Origin of the sequence: Arthrobacter humicola, from assembly GCF_039531445.1 — a bacterium.
Classification (GTDB): Bacteria; Actinomycetota; Actinomycetes; order Actinomycetales; family Micrococcaceae; genus Arthrobacter; species Arthrobacter humicola.
The window spans coordinates 93,177-110,138 of sequence record NZ_BAAAQB010000025.1 but is presented as its reverse complement, the minus strand read 5'-3'; the positions used below and the strand labels follow the sequence as shown (position 1 = coordinate 110,138).

The window sequence follows — 16,962 nt, the reverse complement described above, 5'->3', positions numbered from 1 at the left end:
ATTCAATGAAGAAGGAGCCGGCCGTGCTGGTATTACTAGGATTCGCCATGATCGCGGTATTCATGGTGCTGATCATGACGAAGAAGTTGACGCCTGTTTTGGCGCTCATCATTGTTCCCACGATTTTCGGACTTTTCGCCGGGGCGGGCCTCGGTATCGGCCCCATGGTGCTGGACTCCATGAAGTCCATGACGTCCACGGCCGCGCTGCTGATGTTCGCCATCATCTACTTCGGGCTGATGATCGATGTCGGCCTCTTTGACCCGCTGGTCCGGTTCATCCTGCGCAAGCTGGGCAACGACCCCGCCAAGGTGGTCCTCGGCACGGCTATCCTGGCCGCCGCGGTGTCCCTCGACGGAGACGGCTCCACCACCTTCATCCTCACCACCGCGGCGATGCTTCCGGTCTACCTGCGGCTCAAGATGAGCCCCGTGGTCCTGACCTGCGTGGCCGGCCTGGCCAACGGGACCATGAACATCCTGCCCTGGGGCGGTCCCACGGCCCGCGCCGCCTCCGCCCTGAAGATCAGCGTGTCCGAGGTCTTCGTCCCGATGATCCCCTCCCTCATCGCCGGCCTGGTGGTCGTTTTCGCCTTCGCCTGGCTGCTGGGCCTGCAGGAGCGCAACCGCCTCCGCGCCGTTGCCCCGGAAATCTGGGGTACCGGGGACGCCCGGATGCCCGACGCCGGTCCCTCGCGCGGCGGCACCGGCACCGGCCGCTTCGGCTTCGGCCGCAAGGTGACCGGCCCCGCCGGCGGAACTACCGCCGTCGGAAGCCCTGCAACCGGAGGTTCCTCCGTCGCCGTCCTGGAACGCGCCGAGGACCTCGTGGACGAGCGCGACTCGGCCATGGCGGACACCGCACTCGACCCCAACCGTCCCACCCTGCGCCCCAAGCTCCAGTGGTTCAACCTGGGCCTGACGGTCGCCATCATGGTCCTGCTGGTCGCGGACCTCGTGCCGCTGCCGTTCGTGTTCATGGTCGGCTCGGCCATCGCCCTGCTGGTCAATTTCCCCAAGGTCAAGGACCAAAGCGCCCAGCTGATCGCCCACGCACCGTCGATCGTCGCCGTCGTCAGCATGGTCATGGCCGCCGCGGTCCTGACCGGCGTCCTCAACGGCACCGGCATGGTCAAGGCCATGTCCACCTGGCTGGTGCAGATCATTCCCGCGGACATGGGACCGCTCATGGCCGTCATCACCGGCGTCCTGAGCATCCCGATGACGTTCTTCATGAGCAATGACGCCTTCTACTTCGGCGTCTTGCCGGTCCTCAGCGAAACGGCAGCACACTACGGCATCGGCGCCGCCGAAATGGCCCGTGCTTCCATCACCGGCCAGCCCTTCCACCTGCAGAGCCCCCTGGTCCCGGCCATCCTGCTCCTGGTCTCCCTGGCCAAGGTGGACCTCGGCGACCACCACAAGAAAGTACTCTGGCGCACGGCAGTCATCTCCCTGGTAATGCTCGGCGTAGGAGTAGCCACCGGAGCCATCGGCATCGGCTGACACTCTCCGCGGCATAACGCGGACATTCTCCGCGTGCTCGCTCGTTCCTCGCTTAGACGCACGCTTCCGAATGCCCGCGCGCTGCCGCTGGCAGCGGACCACGGCAGGCGGGGAACCCAACGACGATATCGAGGCTGCCTGGTTCGGAGATTCTCCGGACCAGGCAGCCGTCGTTGGTGAGTGGCGCACTCCGGTGGTGGGACGGACATCCTGCCGGCTGCGTCTAAGCGAGGACGAGCGAGCAGCCAAAGGATCGTCCGGCCCGGCGCCGGGAAGGTGAGGCGGTTAAGGAGACCGCGGCGGGCGGTAAGCGGAGTTCAACCCACGTAGACTGGGACGGAAAATAATCCTTTACTTGCAGGGGAGATCCATGGCTGCGATCAACCGCGACGACGTCGCGCATCTCGCGCAACTCGCGCACATCGAGATGAGTGCCGAAGAGCTCGACAGGATGGCCGGCGAACTCGCCGTCATCGTCGAATCAGTGAAGTCCGTCAGTGAAGCTGCCGGTGATGACGTCCCGGCCACGTCGCACCCGATTCCGCTGACCAACGTGTTCCGCGAGGACGTCGTGGGGCACACGTTCACCGCCGAGCAATCCCTCTCCGGTGCCCCCGACGCGTACGAAGGCCGCTTCAAGGTCCCGGCAATCCTGGATGAGGACTAAGACCATGACTGAGAACAACGAACTGATCCGCCTCTCCGCCGCCGCGCTCGCCGACAAGCTGGCCGCCCGCGAAGTCACCTCCGTCGAGGTCACCCAGGCCTACCTGGACCGGATCGCCGCCGTCGACCGCAAGGTCCACGCCTTCCTGCACGTCAACACGGAGGAAGCCCTTGCCGTGGCAGCCGAAGTGGACGCGATCCGCGCCGCGGGAGGCGCCGCAGCCGAGGAACTGCACGCCCTCGCCGGCGTGCCGATCGCCGTCAAGGACCTCATCGTCACCATTGGCCAGCCCACCACGGCCGGCTCGAAGATCCTCGAAGGCTGGTACAGCCCCTACGACGCCACCGTCGTGGAGCGCCTGCGCGCCGCCAAGATGCCGATCCTGGGCAAGACCAACCTGGACGAATTCGCCATGGGCTCCTCCACCGAGCACTCCGCGTACGGACCCACCCACAACCCGTGGGACCTGGACCGCATCCCCGGCGGTTCCGGCGGCGGTTCGGCTGCCGCCGTCGCGGCCTTCGAAGCCCCGCTGGCCCTCGGCACGGACACCGGCGGATCCATCCGCCAGCCCGGCGCCGTCACCGGCACCGTCGGCGTCAAGCCCACCTACGGCGGCGTCTCCCGCTACGGCGCCATCGCCATGGCCTCCTCGCTGGACCAGATCGGCCCGGTCTCCCGCACCGTGCTGGACTCGGCCCTGCTGCACCAGGTGATCGGCGGCCACGATCCCCGCGACTCCACCTCCCTGCCGGACCCGCTCGAGGACCTCGTGGCCGCGGCCCGGACCGGCAACGTCCAGGGCATGAAGATCGGCATCATCAAGGAACTCCACGGCGAGGGCTACCAGGCCGGCGTCGAGAACCGCTTCAACGAGTCCCTGGAGCTGCTCAGGGGAGCCGGTGCCGAGATCGTCGAGGTCTCCTGCCCCAACTTCAAGTACGCCCTGGGCGCCTACTACCTGATCATGCCCTCCGAGGCCTCCTCCAACCTGGCCAAGTTCGACGGCGTCCGGTACGGCCTGCGCGTCCTTCCCGAAGAGGGACCGCTAACCATCGAACGCGTCATGGGCGCCACCCGCGCCGCCGGCTTCGGCGACGAGGTCAAGCGCCGCATCATCCTGGGCACCTACGCGCTGAGCGCCGGATACTACGACGCCTACTACGGCTCGGCCCAGAAGGTTCGCACCCTGATCCAGCGCGACTTCGAGGCCGCGTTCGCCAAGGTGGACGTGCTGATTTCCCCGACGGCCCCCACCACGGCCTTCAAACTGGGCGAGAAGCTCAACGACCCGCTCGCGATGTACCTCAACGACGTCGCCACCATCCCCGCCAACATGGCCGGCGTCCCCGGGCTCTCCCTGCCCGGCGGTCTGGCCGACGAGGACGGACTGCCGGTCGGCATCCAGCTGCTGGCCCCGGCCCGCCAGGACGCCCGGCTGTACCGTGTCGGCGCCGTGTTGGAGTCCCTGCTCGAGGCGCAGTGGGGCGGCCCGCTCCTGGACCGCGCCCCCTCACTGACGGCCCCTTCACCGACTGATTCAGCACCGGCGGTTGCTGCTGGCGCCCCCGCGAGCCACGGAGGTTCACACTAATGACTGACGCAACCCTGAGCTTCGAAGAGGCCATGGAGAAGTACGATCCCGTCCTGGGGTTCGAAGTCCACGTCGAACTCAACACCAAGACCAAGATGTTCTCCTCCGCGCCCAACGTTTTCGGCGACGAGCCCAACACCAACGTCAACGAAGTGGACCTCGGCATGCCCGGCGTCCTGCCCGTGGTCAACAAGACCGCGATCGAATCCTCGATCAAGATCGGCCTCGCGCTGAACTGCAAGATCGCCGAGACCTGCCGCTTCGCCCGGAAGAACTACTTCTACCCGGACACTCCGAAGAACTTCCAGACCTCCCAGTACGACGAGCCCATCGCGTACGACGGCTACCTGGACATCGAGCTCGCCGACGGCACCGTGTTCCGCGTCGAAATCGAGCGTGCCCACATGGAAGAGGACGCCGGCAAGCTGACCCACATGGGCGGCGCCACCGGCCGCATCCAGGGCGCGGACTACTCCCTGGTGGACTACAACCGCTCCGGTGTGCCCCTCGTGGAGATCGTCACCAAGCCGATCGAGGGCGCGGGCAGCCGCGCGCCCGAACTCGCCAAGGCATACGTTGCCGCCGTCCGCGAGATCGTCAAGAACCTGGGTGTCTCGGACGCCAAGATGGAACGCGGCAACGTCCGCTGCGACGCCAACGTTTCGCTGCGCCCGCACGGCCGCGAACGATTCGGCATCCGCTCCGAGACCAAGAACGTCAACTCCCTGCGCGCCGTCGAACACGCCGTCCGCTACGAGATCCAGCGCCACGCCGCCGTCTTGGATTCCGGCGAGCCGGTCATCCAGGAAACCCGGCACTGGCACGAGGACACCCGGACCACGACCTCGGGCCGGGCCAAGTCCGACGCCGACGACTACCGCTACTTCCCGGAACCGGACCTCGTCCCGATCACCGCGTCCCGCGAGTGGGTCGAGGAGTTGCGCGCCACCCTGCCCGAGCCGCCGGCCGCCCGCCGCAAGCGCCTGCAGGCCGACTGGGGCTACTCCGACCTGGAGTTCCGCGACGTCGTCAACGCCGGCGTCATGGACGAGATCGAGGAAACCATCGCCGCCGGCGCCACCCCCACGGTGGCCCGCAAGTGGTGGATGGGCGAGATCGTGGGGCGCGCCAAGAACGCCGACGTCGATCCCGGCCAGCTCGGCGTCAACCCGGCCACCATCGTGGAACTGAACAAGATGGTGGAAGAGGGCAAGATCAACAACAAGATGGCCTCCGAGGTCCTGGACGGCGTGCTTGCCGGCGAAGGCACCCCGGCGGAGATCGTTGAAAAGCGCGGCCTCGCCGTGGTCTCCGACGACGGCCCCCTGCTCGAAGCCATAGACGCGGCCCTCGCCGCGCAGCCCGACGTCGCGGACAAGATCCGCGGCGGTAAGGTCCAGGCGATCGGTGCGATCGTCGGCGGCGTCATGAAGGCCACCCGCGGGCAGGCCGACGCCGGCCGCGTCCGCGCACTGATCCTTCAGCGCCTCGGCGTCGAAGGCTAAGGGGCCAAAACCCTAACGCTCCACCAATTCGGTCATGATGGTCTGCAGTGCTTCGCAGACCATCATGACCGAAGTGCGTTTAAGGTTCTCCGGCCTGGCCAGGACATCGATCCTGCGCCGGGTGCTGATGCCTTCCAGCGGCCGCAGCACGATGCCCGGATTCAGCACGGGCCGCGCCGTATACCGGGGCAAGAGGCCGATCACCCCGCCGGCCGCGACGAGAGCCGCCACGGTCGAATAGTCGTTGATCCGGTGCACAATGTTCAGCTCCCGGCTGGAGACGGCCGCGACGGCGGACAGCACGTCGGCGGGGGAGTAGCCGGCGCGGCTGGTCACCCACGGTTCGCCCACGACGTCGTCCGCCGTCACCGCGCGCTGGCCGGCCAGCCGGTGCCCGGCCGGCAGCGCGACGTCCAGCGGCTCATGCGCGAGCGGGATCACCGCGACGCGCTCCTCGGGCCACCGCGGGCTGTGATCCATCCGGTGCGCCAGCACAAGGTCATAGCGGGCCGTCAGGGCCGGGAAATCCTGCTGGGCCACGTCCTCGTCCGAGAGCAGGATCCGCGGCTGTCCAGGTGTGTCCAGGAGCCGGGCCAGCGGCGCGAAGAGCGCCTGACCGGCGCTGTGGAAACCGCTAAGCGTCACCGGCGCGACGGGCGAGCCGTGATAGGCGCCGATCGCCATCTTCGCATCCGCCATCGCGCTCACGACGGCGGCCCCGGCGTCCGCGAGCACCTGTCCGGCCTCCGTCAGCACCAGGTTCCGGCCTTCCTTGCGGGTCAGCGGAACCTCCACGGTCTTCTGCAGCGCGGCCAGCTGCTGGGACACGGCCGAGGGCGTCACGAGGAGGGTTTCGGCGACGGCCTTGACGCTGCCCAGGGCGCCGAGCTCACGCAACATCTCCAGCTGGTGGATTTCCATGCCAGCCATTCTATGCAACAGCTATTTCTAAATCGTCGATTGAGAAGAATTCGGTTGTGCTAATGCTTTTTCGGTGGGTCTAATGGGGTGAGTTGTCCCACATGCCCGCGCCGCACGGCGGAATAGACCGCGCGGGGCAATACACGCGGAGCAAAACACAGTTAGGAAAGTCCATGAAGGCTCTCTACAAGGCCGGTGCCCACGCAGGATTCGAACTCGTCGACCGCCCGGAGCCCGAGGCAGGCCCGGGTGACGTCAAGATCCGGGTCATGACCACCGGCATCTGCGGCACGGACCTGCACATCCAGTCGTGGGACGCCTGGGCGCAGGGCATCATCAACGCCCCGTTGATCGCCGGCCACGAGTTCTACGGCGAAGTCGTGGAGATCGGCGAGGACGTCCTGGACGTCAAAGTGGGGGACCGGGTCTCCGGCGAGGGCCACATCGTGTGCGGCATCTGCCGCAACTGCCGCGCCGGCCGCAAGCAGATGTGCATCAACACCGTCAGCGTCGGCGTCCAGCGCGACGGCGCCTTCGCCGAGTACGTGGTGATCCCCGAGACCAACGTCTGGGTCCACCAGGATCCCTCCGTCACCCCGGAACTGGGCGCCATCTTCGACCCCTTCGGCAACGCCGTCCACACCGCCCTGAGCTTCCCGCTGGTCGGCGAGGACGTCCTGATCACCGGCGCCGGGCCCATCGGGCTCATGGCCATCGCCGTCGCCCGGCACGCCGGCGCCCGCAAGATCGCCATCACCGACATTTCCGCTCCCCGGCTGGAACTGGCCCGGAAGCTCGGCGTCGACCTCGCGATCGACGTCTCGAAAATGCGGGTCAAGGACGCCCAGCGCGAACTTGGGATGCGCGAAGGCTTTGACATCGGCATGGAAATGTCGGGACACCCCACCGCGCTGCCTGAGATGATCGACAACATGAACCACGGCGGCCGGATCGCAATGCTGGGACTGCCCAGCCAGTCCATCGACATCGACTGGGGCAAGGTGGTCACGCACATGCTGACCATGAAGGGCATCTACGGCCGCGAAATGTTCGAGACCTGGTACGCGATGAGCGCCATGCTCTCCTCCAACCCGGTCCTGCACGCCAACATTTCGGCCGTCGTCACCGACTCTCTGCCCGCCACCGACTGGGAAAAAGGCTTCGAGGTTGCCCGCGCCGGCGTCGGGGGCAAAGTGGTCCTCGACTGGACCGTCTTCTAGGCCGCCTTCTCCAGGCCGCCTCTTTCCAGGCCCCCTTTCCGAACCAGCATTTCGCCCCCGCATCCAACCAGCTGAGGAGCCAACCTATGTATTCGACCATCAAGGACCAGCTGCAGCACGAACTCGACGAGATCCGCAGCGCCGGACTGTTCAAGACCGAGCGTCACATCGACTCGCCGCAGGCCAACCACATCAAGGCCGGGCAGATCGGGGAGTCCAGCGCGGACGTCCTGAACTTCTGCGCCAACAACTATCTCGGCCTCGCGGACCACCCGGAGATCATCGCCGCCGCCAAGGCCGCGATGGACGAGCGCGGCTTCGGCATGGCCAGCGTCCGCTTCATCTGCGGCACCCAGGACCTGCACCTGGCCCTGGAAAAGCGCGTCTCGACGTTCCTCGGAACCGAGGACACCATCCTGTTCTCCAGCTGCTTCGACGCCAACGGCGGCGTCTTCGAATCCCTCTTCGGCCCGGAGGACGCCGTCATCTCCGACGCCCTGAACCACGCGTCCATCATCGATGGCATCCGGCTCTGCAAGGCCCAGCGCTTCCGCTACGCCAACCAGGACATGGCGGACCTCGAATCGAAGCTGATCGAGGCCACCACGCAGGAGAACCCGGCCCGCCGCAAGATCATCGTCACGGACGGCGTCTTCTCGATGGACGGCTTCCTGGCCCCGCTCGAAGCGATCTGCGACCTCGCCGAAAAGTACGACGCCATGGTCATGGTGGACGACTCCCACGCGGTGGGCTTCATGGGCGCCTCCGGCGCGGGCACCCCCGAACACGCCGGCGTCTCGGACCGCGTGGACATCTACACGGGAACCTTCGGCAAAGCCCTCGGCGGCGCCTCCGGCGGCTACGTCTCCGGGCGCCGCGAGGTCATCGCCATGCTCCGCCAGAAGGCCCGCCCTTACCTGTTCTCCAACTCGCTGGCCCCGGCCATCGTCGCGGCCACGCTCAAGGCCCTGGACCTCGTGGAGAACTCCGGCGAACTGCGCACCAAGCTCTTCGCCAACGCGGAACTGTTCCGCAACCGCATGAGCGAGGAAGGCTTCGAACTTCTCCCCGGTGAACACGCGATTGTTCCGGTCATGTTCGGCCACGCCGTCATGGCGGCCAAGGTGGCCGACGCTATGCTCCACAACGGCGTCTTTGTCACGGCATTCAGCTACCCGGTGGTGCCCAAGGGCGCGGCCCGCATCCGCGTCCAGCTCTCCGCCGCGCACAGCGCCGAAGACGTGGAGGCCTGCGTTCAGGCGTTCGTCCGGAGCCGGGCCGCCGTCGCGGCCTAGGCGGATCCCTGAGGCCGGGCCCCTTCAGTTCATCTAGGGGCCCGGCCCTGCTCCAGGGGTCCGGCCCTGCTCGTTCATCCCGGCTTCTTCCACTGGCTTTTTCCGCGGGACATGCCCAGCTCCGGCCGCGAGGACTGGACATGATGCCACTATGTCCAACGGCCGCGACCAAGGAAGGGCATGTCCCGGGCCTGGCCGCCGCAACGAGGGACATGTTCAGTCGCGTGGATCAGGGAAGGGCATGTCCCGGGCCTGGCCGCCGCAAAGGGCATCTCCCGGGTCTGCCCGCCGCAACGAGGGACATGTCCACCGGTGCGGACTAGGAAGGGACATGTCCAGAGGCCAGAACCGACATGACCGGCTCACGCCTCCCCGAATGCTGTTCCGCGGGGCGCGGCGCCCCTGACCGCGCCGCACCCCCTGCCGCAACCCGAGTCTCTCCCCGTGCCGCGGCTCCGTCTGCAAGGATGGGACCATGTCAGCAACTTACGATGTCGTGATTGTCGGCGGAGGCATCGCCGGCCTGTCCCTTGCCTCCGCCTTGGCCGGGCGCTGCAGCGTGGCCCTGGTCGAGGCCGAGCAGACCTTGGCGTACCACACCTCGGCCCGTTCGGCCCGGCAGCTGATCCCCAGCTACGGCCCGCCCGTCGTCCAGGAACTCACAGTCCGGACGCTGGAGCTCATCGCCGCCGGCGACACCGAACGCCCGGCACCGGTGCTCACGCCGCGCGGCTTCATGCTGATCGGCGACGACGCCACCGTCCGGGCCAAAGCCAGCGGCCACATGCACCGGATCACCCACGCCGAGGCGCTGGAACTGTGCCCTGTCCTGGTCCCGGAATCCTTCAGCGCCGCCGGCCTGGACACCGGATCCTTCGCCTGCAACGCCCCGATACTGCTCGAGGACCACCGGCAGCGGGCCGAAGCCGGCGGCGTGGACATCATCACCGGGGCCAGGGTCCATTCGGCGCAGCGCCTGGGCACCGGCTGGGAACTCGGCGCCGGACAGGAAGGCTTCGAGGCCGCCGTCGTGGTCAATGCGGCCGGCGCCTGGGCGGACGAGCTCGCGGTCCTCAGCGGCGTCGAGAAGCTCGGCCTCCAGCCGTACCGCCGCACCGCCGCGATCGTCGACGTCGGACATCCCCTCCCGGCAACCTGCCCCATGGTGGCGGCGGCCGATGACAGCTTCTATTTCCGGCCCGACGACGGCCAGGTCCTGATCTCGCCCGCGGAGCACGTCCCGAGCGGAGCGGAAGACGCCCGGCCCTACCCCGGCGACATCGAAGGTCTCGTCGCCCGGCTCAACACGATCACGACCCTCGGGATCCGCGGCGTCAGCAAAGCCTGGACAGGTCTGCGGACCGAAGCCGCGGACGGTGTCCCGGTGGTGGGATTCGACGCCGAGGCCACCGGATTCTTCTGGCTCGCCGGCCAGGGCGGCTACGGCTTCCAGACGTCTTCGGCCATCGCCGAACTCGCCGCCGGGCTGATCCTGGCCGGGCAGGGTGCCCCCGCTTCCGGCACGGCCGCAGGCACGGCAGCAGGCACGGCCGCGGAGGCCAGTCCGGCATCCCGGACAGCGGAGGCGCTGGCCGCGACCCGCTGGTCCATCCGGCGCTGAAGAATGGATCCATGAGCACCCTGATCACCAACATCGCCGAACTCATGACCCAGGACGCGGAACACCGCGTCCTCCGCGATGCGGCGGTGGTGATCGAGGGGGAGCGGATATCCTGGCTGGGTCCCGCGGCCGGCGCGCCGGCGGCGGATGAAGCCGTGGACGCCGGCGGCCGGGCGCTCCTGCCGGGCTGGGTCGATTCCCACACCCACCTGATTTTCGCGGGGGACCGCACGGCCGAGTTCGAGGCCCGGATGGCCGGGGAGAGCTACAGTGCCGGCGGGATCGCCGTGACCACCGGCGCCACCCGGAGCACGAGCGACTTCGAGCTCACCCGGCTGGCGATGGGCCGCATCGCGGAAGCCGTCTCGCAGGGCACCACCTACCTCGAGACCAAAACGGGCTACGGCCTGGACGTCGAGAACGAAGCCCGCAGCGCCCGGATCGCCTCCACGGTCGCGGACGAGGTCACCTACCTCGGAGCGCACCTCGTGCCCGCCGGCATGGACGCCGAGGACTACACGGAGCTGGTCTGCGGGCCGATGCTCGCCGCGGTTCGGCCCTACGTGCGCTGGGCCGATGTGTTTTGCGAGCAGGGCGCCTTCAACGAGGACCAGTCCCGCCGGGTGCTGCAGGCCTGCAAGGACGCCGGGCTGGGACTGCGGGTCCACGGCAACCAGCTCGGCGAGGGCCCGGGTGTCCGGCTGGCCGTGGAATTCGGCGCCGCGAGCGTGGACCACGTGAACTACCTTTCGGCCGCGGACATTGACGCCCTCGCCGGCAGCTGGTCCGGCTGGGAGGACGCTGGCGGCACCGGTTCCCAGGTCGCCGGCGCTCGGTGGACGGGACAGCGCGGCACCGTCGCGACGTGCCTGCCGGCCTGCGATCTTTCCACCCGGCAGCCGCTGGCCCCCGGAAGGGAACTGCTCGACGCCGGCGTGCAGCTCGCGTTGGCCTCCAACTGCAACCCGGGCACGTCCTACACAAGCTCGATGGCGTTCTGTGTCACCACTGCCGTGCTGCAGATGCGGCTCAGCGTCCACGAGGCGGTGCGCGCGGCAACCTACGGCGGCGCGCTGGCCCTGGGGCGGGAGTCCGGGAAAGACGTCGACGGCGAACGGGCCGTGGGTTCGATCGCCGTCGGGCACCGGGCGGACCTGCACCTGCTCAACGCGCCCTCGGCCACGCACCTGGCCTACCGGCCCGGCATTCCGCTCACCCGCGCCGTGTGGCGGGCGGGCGTACGCGCCCGGTGACTCTGGTTTCGACCTAATGCTTTCGACCCTGTCGGCTTACCCCAGGAGGTAACTGTGGCAAGGCTGTTGGAGGAACTGGGCTTCGCTCTCGATCAGCTGTGGGCCCAGGGCCAGGGGCCGGCTGGCCTGGCCCGGCGCCGGGACGCCCGGCTGGCGGCGCTCGTCGCTCACGCCCGGATCAGTTCGCCTTTCTACCGGCGCCTCTACCGGGACGTGAAGGGCGCCCTGGCCGCCGACGCCGTCGCCCTGAAGGAGCTGCCACCGGTCACCAAACAGGAGCTCATGGCCAACTTCGATGACTGGGTCACCGATCCCGCCGTCACCCGGGCCGGAGTCGAGGCCTTCATCGCCGACCCGTCCTTGGTCGGAACGCCATACCTGGAACGGTATTTCGTCTGCACAACGTCGGGCACCACCGGGCACCCCGGTATCTTCGTGCACGATCCCCGTTCCCTCGCGGTCTCCCAGGCCTTCACTCTGCGCATCGACCTGGCCTGGCTGTCGCCCGCGGAGTTGCTGGCTATGGGCCGCCGCGGGTTGCGCTGGGCGGCAGTTGTGGGCACTGGCGGACACTACGCGGGGGCAGGCTGGGTGCAATGGCAGGGCCGGCGCAGTTGGTGGCGCCGGCGCGCGTTCCGGGCTTTTCCGGTGCAACAGCCGCTGGCGCGGCTCGTGGCAGCCCTCAATGACTTCGACCCCTCAGCTATCACCGGCTATCCGAGTGCCCTCGCGCTGCTCGCCGAGGAGCAGGCAGCCGGCCGGCTCCACCTGAAACCCGTGGTGGTGGAGTTGGCAGGCGAGTCCAGCGGGCCGGACGTGCGGGCCCGCATCGTGGAGGCGTTCGGGGGCGCCCTCCACGATGCCTACGCGGCCTCCGAGTTCACACCGCTGGCGTTTGACTGCGCCCGCGGCTGGCTGCACGTCAACAGCGACTGGGCCATCCTGGAGCCGGTCGACGCGGACTACCGGCCTACTCCGCCGGGGGAGCCGTCCCACACCGTGCTGCTGACCAACCTCGCAAACCGGGTCCAGCCGCTGATCCGCTACGACCTCGGCGACTCAGTGCTGGCAAAGACCGGTCCGTGTGAATGCGCCAACCCGCTGCCCGCCATCCGGGTCGCCGGCCGCCGCGACGACGTCCTGCGGCTCGTTGCCGCCGACGGGACCGCGCTCCTTGTTCTTCCGCTCGCCATCGGATCCGTCGTCGACGAAACGCCCGGATTGCACCGCAGCCAGCTGGTTCAGACAGGACCGGCAACCATCCGCCTCCGGCTGGAACCCGAACCCGGCGCCGATGCCGGAGTGGTGTGGCGCGCGGCCTCCGCGAGGCTGTCGGAGTACCTCGCCGGGCTGGAACTGGGGAACGTCGACGTCGTCCGCGCGGCCGAGCCGCTAGAGCAGAGCGGCACGAGCGGGAAGTTCCGGCAGGTGATCGCCCGGGTTCCTGACTGAATGGCGGCAGCTAGAAGAACATCGGCGGGGCGTCCAGGACGGTCTCGTCCACGCGCCGCTTTTCCCACTGCGTGAACGGCTTGTCGAGCTCGTACTTGCCCCGCGCGGTGCGCAGCAGGGTGCGGACCTCGGCGTTCTCCGGGTTGTTCAGGGATTCGAAGTACTCCACCGACCAGTGGAACCAGCGCATGCAGAAGAGGCGCATGGTCAGCCCGTGCGTCACGAACAGCGCGTTCGGGGCATAGCTGGGCTTTGACCAGTGCCGGTAGAGGGTCTCCATGAAGGAGGAAATCCGGTCATACACATCGGAGCCGGACTCGCCCTCGCGGAAGCGGTAGAAGAAGTGGCCGTAGGCGTTGCGGAGCTCCTTTTGGTCCTCGATATCGCCGGCGATCTGAAAGTTCGCCCAGTCCTGCTCCCGCAGCCGCGGTTCCTCGATCACCCGTTCCACGAGCGGGCCGAGGTTGAGCGCCTCGAGGGTCTGGTAGGCACGCAGGTACGGGGAAACGTAGACGCACACCGGGCGGCCGTCCAGTTGGCGCCGGACCTCCTCACCGGCCGCCGTCGCCTGCTCCAGTCCCAGGGGCGTCAGCGGAATCCGGTAGTCCGGGACACGGTTGTAGATCGAGGTGTCGGCATTGGCGGCGGACTGGCCGTGCCGGATCATGATGATTTTCCGGGGCGCACTCATAAACCCCAAGCATAGGGCTCCCGGAAGCAGGTGCCGCAGGCAAAACCCCGCACGGCCGCACCGCCTGGGCAACAGGTGGGGCACCAGCAAACTATCGGCAACGGCAGGCAAGATAGGAACATGTTGGTTCCCTCCCGCCGTCGGCTGCGGTTCGAAGTGTTGATTGTCCTGGGACTGTCGCTGGGGCAGTCCGCGGTGTACTCCGTGGTGCAGCTGCTGGACAAAATGACCACGGCGCCGCTGGCCCAGGGCACGTCAACGCTGAACCGTTCGCAGAGCGCGCGCGAATACTTCGACCTCACCTACCAGCTGCTGGACATCCTCTTTGCCCTGGTCCCGGTGGCCCTGGTGATCTACTTCCTCACCGAGCGCTGGCCGGCCGGAGAACACGGCACCTCGGCGTTCCGGAGGATCGGCTTCAACTTCGCCCGTCCCGGCAAGGATCTCCTGCAGGGACTGGGGCTCGCCGCCGCCATCGGCATCCCGTCCCTGGCGCTCTACGCCGCCGGCCGGGCGCTGGGGATCACGACGGCGATCATCCCCAGCGCCCTCGACGCCTACTGGTGGACGGTGCCGGTGCTGGTCCTGTCCGCGATCCGGCACGGGATCGTGGAGGAAGTGATTGTGGTGGGCTATCTTCTGGACCGGCTCGGGAAGCTGGGCTGGAGCACGCCGGCGGCCATCGCGGCCAGCGCCCTGCTTCGCGGCAGCTACCACCTCTACCAGGGGTTCGGGCCGTTTATCGGCAACGCGGTGATGGGTGTGGTCTTCGCCGTGGTTTACACCCGCACCAAGCGGGTGATGCCCCTCGTGATCGCCCACGCCATCCTGGATACCGTGGCGTTCGTGGGATTCAGCCTGTTCGGCAAGGCCGTGGGCCTGGGCTGAGGCGCCCACAACGCAACGCGGGAGAGCCGGCACTTAAAATATATCGGCCGCCATCTCGCGGGTGACAACGTTGGCACCCGCGGGATGGCGGCCGAAGTGTGGGGCAGGTGGAGCGTTAGATCGTGACGGCCCCGGAGGCGGTCTCGAAGGTGACGGAGAGGATTCCGGGCGTGCCGTGCGGCGCGAGCCAGTTCACGGCCACGTCTTCCAGCGGCTTTTCCACGGGCTCGCCAAGCCATTCCGTGACGCGCTCTGCCGAACCGGCAATGGTCAGCGCGGACATCTTGACGTCGCTTGCGTAGGCATTGGAGGGGTGAAGCTCCGGGTCACCCTCCCACTTGAGCATGTAGGGCACCTGCGGGTCGGCGATGAGGCCCAGGATGCCGATCTGCTTCCAGACCAGTTCGCGGCCGTCGGGGAACTTCCGGTTGCCGTTCACGGCGGCGCGGCCCAGCCGCTCCTCGAACGGGCCGAGGTCGTCAACTTCGACGCACCAGCCCATCCAGCCGCCGCCGGCCTCGGAGCGTGCCCGGACTGCCTGGCCGAAGGGGGCCTTGTCCGATGCCGGGTGGTTCAGGACCTCCACGACCTCGACATACTTGTGTCCCGCGAGCGGGATAATCATGTTGCGTGTCCCGAAACGGGGGTGCACTCCACCCTTCACGGCTTCGACGCCGAGGGCAGACGCAATACGTTCAGTGGTGGCTGCCAAACCATCGTGTTCACAGGCGTAAGAAACGTGATCCATGCGCATGCCCTCATCTTGGCACTTTGTGATGGACCTCTCAGCTTAGGCTTGCCTTACCGTGATGGGATGTCTCGGGGTGTCTGGAGGCCGGCGTGCCGGTCGTCTTCATGTTCGTCATAAAGCTATCCAGCGGCCTGCCGCCATTCCTACACTGAACCAAGGTCATGAGTGCCAGCGCACAGCCCCGGCTTGCTGGCCGGCAACCCTCGTATCGCGGTGGGGTGCCCCGGGTGAAGACCTGGCCGTCCGGCGCCCGCCGGAGGGCAAGCGCGGCGCCTGTGCCGGCCTGGGCCGATGGCCCCGGGCGGTGCTGTGCCCAGTCCCGACAGGAGCAATAATGTCCACTGCATGGTCCTTCGAAACCCGCCAGATCCACGCCGGCCAGGAGCCGGACTCCGCCACCGGCGCCCGGTCCCTCCCGATCTACCAGACGACGTCGTTCGTGTTCCCGAGCGCCGAAAGCGCCGCGAACCGCTTCGCCCTCGCCGAACTTGCCCCCATTTACACCCGGATCGGCAATCCCACGCAGGACGCGGTGGAACAGCGCGTGGCCAGCCTGGAAGGCGGCCTCGCCGCTCTGCTGCTCAGTTCCGGCCAGGCCGCCGAGACGTTCGCGATCCTCAACATCGCCGAGGCCGGGGACCACGTGGTCGCCAGCCCCAGTCTCTACGGCGGCACCTACAACCTGCTCGCGCACACGCTGAAGAAGTTCGGTATCTCCGTGACCTTCGTTGCGGACCCGGACAACCTGGACCAGTGGCGCGACGCCGTCCGGCCCAACACGAAGCTGTTCTTCGGCGAAGTGGTCTCCAACCCCCGCCAGGACGTTCTGGACATCGAGGGCGTTTCCAAGGTGGCCCACGAGGCCGGCGTGCCCCTGATTGTCGACAACACCCTGTCCACCCCCTACCTCATCCGGCCGATCGAGTGGGGAGCGGACATCGTGGTCCATTCCGCCACCAAGTACCTCGGCGGCCACGGTGCCGCGATCGCCGGCGTGATCGTGGATTCGGGCAAGTTCGACTTCGGCAAGGACCCCGAGCGGTTCCCCGGCTTCAACACCCCGGACCCCACCTACAACGGACTGGTCTACGCCCGCGACCTCGGCGCCGGCGGCGCGCTCGGGGCCAACCTCTCCTACATCCTCAAGGCCCGGGTCCAGCTCCTGCGCGACCTCGGCTCCGCCGTGTCCCCGTTCAACGCATTCCTCATTGCCCAGGGCATCGAGACCCTTAGCCTGCGCGTTGAACGCCACGTGGCCAACGCCACCAAGGTGGCCGAATGGTTGGAGGCGCGGGACGACGTCGAATCCGTCGCCTACGCCGGGCTGCCATCCAGCCCCTGGTACGAGCGCGGGCGCAAGTACGGGCCCAAGGGGACCGGCGCCGTCGTCGCGTTCAACATCGCCGGGGGAGCGGAGGCCGGCAAACGCTTCGTTGATGCCCTCGAGCTGCACTCGCACGTCGCGAACATCGGCGACGTCCGCTCCCTCGTGATCCACCCGGCGTCGACCACCCACAGTCAGCTCTCGCCCGAGCAGCAGGCCGTGGCCGGCGTGAACCCCGGCCTGGTGCGGCTCTCGGTCGGACTGGAACACATTGA

Annotated in this window: 14 protein-coding genes and 1 riboswitch; of the genes, 11 read left to right on the top strand and 3 right to left on the bottom strand. The window is 67.9% G+C overall.

Features of this window, described 5'->3' with window-relative positions; translation table 11 throughout:
- The first annotated feature begins 23 nt into the window (after nt 1-23).
- The 4 genes from ABD243_RS07775 (at nt 24) to gatB (ending at nt 5,271) form a co-directional block, all read left to right on the top strand.
- On the top strand, nt 24-1,505 hold the full coding sequence (locus ABD243_RS07775) for a CitMHS family transporter (protein ID WP_344364386.1): 1,482 nt from the start codon (nt 24-26) through the stop codon (nt 1,503-1,505).
- Between the two features lie 370 nt (nt 1,506-1,875).
- Nucleotides 1,876-2,172, top strand: coding sequence for an Asp-tRNA(Asn)/Glu-tRNA(Gln) amidotransferase subunit GatC (gene gatC / locus ABD243_RS07770; protein ID WP_091249523.1), 297 nt, complete (start codon nt 1,876-1,878; stop codon nt 2,170-2,172).
- Between the two features lie 4 nt (nt 2,173-2,176).
- On the top strand, nt 2,177-3,766 hold the full coding sequence (gene gatA, locus ABD243_RS07765; RefSeq protein ID WP_344363977.1) for an Asp-tRNA(Asn)/Glu-tRNA(Gln) amidotransferase subunit GatA: 1,590 nt from the start codon (nt 2,177-2,179) through the stop codon (nt 3,764-3,766).
- Nucleotides 3,766-5,271 carry an Asp-tRNA(Asn)/Glu-tRNA(Gln) amidotransferase subunit GatB gene (gatB, locus tag ABD243_RS07760; protein WP_344363975.1) on the top strand — a complete coding sequence of 502 codons (1,506 nt, stop codon included), beginning with the start codon at nt 3,766-3,768 and terminating at the stop codon, nt 5,269-5,271. The genes gatA and gatB overlap by 1 nt, the downstream gene beginning before the upstream one ends.
- Before the next feature lie 12 nt (nt 5,272-5,283).
- Here gatB and ABD243_RS07755 read toward each other — a convergent pair whose 3' ends face one another.
- Nucleotides 5,284-6,192, bottom strand: a complete 909-nt coding sequence (locus ABD243_RS07755) for a LysR family transcriptional regulator (RefSeq protein ID WP_344363972.1) — start codon at nt 6,190-6,192, stop codon at nt 5,284-5,286.
- A 173-nt stretch (nt 6,193-6,365) separates the two neighbouring features.
- Between ABD243_RS07755 and tdh the strand changes: the two genes are divergently transcribed.
- The 5 genes from tdh to ABD243_RS07730 all read left to right on the top strand — a co-directional run bounded on the left by tdh (nt 6,366) and on the right by ABD243_RS07730 (nt 13,033).
- Nucleotides 6,366-7,412 (top strand): L-threonine 3-dehydrogenase, encoded by a 1,047-nt coding sequence (gene tdh / locus ABD243_RS07750; protein WP_116768272.1) that lies wholly within the window; start codon nt 6,366-6,368, stop codon nt 7,410-7,412.
- An 86-nt stretch (nt 7,413-7,498) separates the two neighbouring features.
- Nucleotides 7,499-8,707 carry a glycine C-acetyltransferase gene (locus tag ABD243_RS07745; protein WP_344363968.1) on the top strand — a complete coding sequence of 403 codons (1,209 nt, stop codon included), beginning with the start codon at nt 7,499-7,501 and terminating at the stop codon, nt 8,705-8,707.
- Between the two features lie 475 nt (nt 8,708-9,182).
- On the top strand, nt 9,183-10,328 hold the full coding sequence (locus tag ABD243_RS07740) for an NAD(P)/FAD-dependent oxidoreductase (RefSeq protein WP_344363965.1): 1,146 nt from the start codon (nt 9,183-9,185) through the stop codon (nt 10,326-10,328).
- An 11-nt stretch (nt 10,329-10,339) separates the two neighbouring features.
- Nucleotides 10,340-11,581, top strand: coding sequence for an amidohydrolase family protein (locus tag ABD243_RS07735; protein ID WP_344363963.1), 1,242 nt, complete (start codon nt 10,340-10,342; stop codon nt 11,579-11,581).
- A 54-nt stretch (nt 11,582-11,635) separates the two neighbouring features.
- Nucleotides 11,636-13,033: a phenylacetate--CoA ligase family protein gene (locus ABD243_RS07730; protein ID WP_344363960.1), complete on the top strand. Its 1,398-nt coding sequence runs from the start codon at nt 11,636-11,638 to the stop codon at nt 13,031-13,033.
- A 10-nt stretch (nt 13,034-13,043) separates the two neighbouring features.
- On the opposite strand, the gene ABD243_RS07725 is transcribed toward ABD243_RS07730, so the two are convergent.
- On the bottom strand, nt 13,044-13,724 hold the full coding sequence (locus ABD243_RS07725; RefSeq protein ID WP_116768268.1) for a histidine phosphatase family protein: 681 nt from the start codon (nt 13,722-13,724) through the stop codon (nt 13,044-13,046).
- A gap of 120 nt (nt 13,725-13,844) precedes the next feature.
- On the opposite strand from ABD243_RS07725, the gene ABD243_RS07720 reads away from it, so the two are divergent.
- Nucleotides 13,845-14,612: a CPBP family intramembrane glutamic endopeptidase gene (locus ABD243_RS07720; protein ID WP_344363956.1), complete on the top strand. Its 768-nt coding sequence runs from the start codon at nt 13,845-13,847 to the stop codon at nt 14,610-14,612.
- Nucleotides 14,613-14,727: 115 nt separating this feature from the next.
- On the opposite strand, the gene ABD243_RS07715 is transcribed toward ABD243_RS07720, so the two are convergent.
- Entirely contained in the window at nt 14,728-15,366 is a 639-nt protein-coding gene (locus ABD243_RS07715) for a VOC family protein (protein ID WP_091249549.1), read from the bottom strand.
- Nucleotides 15,367-15,520: 154 nt separating this feature from the next.
- A riboswitch (SAM riboswitch) is annotated at nt 15,521-15,636 on the top strand.
- A 61-nt stretch (nt 15,637-15,697) separates the two neighbouring features.
- On the opposite strand from ABD243_RS07715, the gene ABD243_RS07710 reads away from it, so the two are divergent.
- On the top strand, nt 15,698-16,962 hold a 1,265-nt coding region (locus ABD243_RS07710), incomplete at its 3' end, for a bifunctional o-acetylhomoserine/o-acetylserine sulfhydrylase (protein ID WP_344363953.1).